The sequence below is a fragment of the Cupriavidus consociatus genome, from assembly GCF_017814975.1.
In the GTDB taxonomy this organism is placed as follows: domain Bacteria; phylum Pseudomonadota; class Gammaproteobacteria; order Burkholderiales; family Burkholderiaceae; genus Cupriavidus; species Cupriavidus consociatus.
Map to the genome: position 1 here is coordinate 1 of NZ_JAGIQA010000136.1, position 1,022 is coordinate 1,022.

Consider the following 1,022-nt stretch of genomic DNA (forward strand, 5'->3'; position numbering starts at 1 on the left):
ACGGTGCGGGCCGGGTCCAGGCCCTGCTGCAGCGCGCTGGTGGTGGCATCGAGGCCCAGCGGCGTGACGATGATCAGCGCATCGGCCGATGGCTGGTTGCCGCCTTCCGGGGTCACGCCCAGCGCGCCCAGCAGCTTGGTCACCATGGCGTGGCCGCGCTCGCTGTCATGGCTGACCCACACGCTCGACGGGCGTGCGCCCGGTACCACGGCGGCGGCCGGCACCTGCTTCTGGCCATCGGCGTAGCGGTAGAAACCCGCGCCGGCCTTGCGGCCGATCAGCCCGCCGACCGCGCGGATCGCGGTGATCGGCGACGGACGGTAGCGCGGCTCCTGGTAGAACTGGTTGTAGATCGACTCCATCACCGGGTGCGACACGTCCAGCCCGGTCAGGTCCATCAGCTCGAACGGGCCCATGCGGAAGCCGGCCTGCTCGCGCATGATGTTGTCGATGTCGGCAAACTCGGCCACGCCTTCCTGCGCGACCTTCAGGCCTTCGATATTCATACCGCGACCGGCATGGTTGACGATAAAGCCCGGCATGTCCTTGCAGCGCACCGGGGTATGGCCCATGCGGCGCGACAGCGCCATCAGCGCGTCGCCAACCGCGGGGTCGCCCGACAGGCCGTCGATGACCTCGACCACCTTCATCAGCGGCACCGGGTTGAAGAAGTGGTAGCCGGCGATGCGGCCCGGGTGCTTCGCCCCGACCGCGATCGCGGTGATCGACAGCGACGAGGTGTTCGAGGCGATGATGGCGTCCTCGCGCAGGATCGCTTCCAGCCTCGCGATCAGGTCGCGCTTGACTTCCAGCTTCTCGACAATCGCTTCGACCACAATATTGCAGCCGGCCAGATCTTCCAGCGCGCCGCAGGGCTTGACGCGGGCCAGCGTGGCCTCGGCGTCGGCGGCGCTGATCTTGCCCTTGTCGGCTAGCTTGGCCAGCGTGTCCTGCAGGTACTGGCGGGCGGCGGCCACAGCTTGCGGGTTGGCGTCATACAGGTTGACGGTCAGGCCAGCCTG

1 protein-coding gene is annotated in these 1,022 nt (G+C 68.3%); it reads right to left on the bottom strand.

All coding sequences use genetic code 11. From position 1 onward, the window contains the following. Positions 1 to 1,022, bottom strand: a 1,022-nt coding sequence (locus J8I82_RS37760; protein ID WP_209765725.1) for a 3-hydroxyacyl-CoA dehydrogenase NAD-binding domain-containing protein, incomplete at both ends; no start/stop codon positions are given.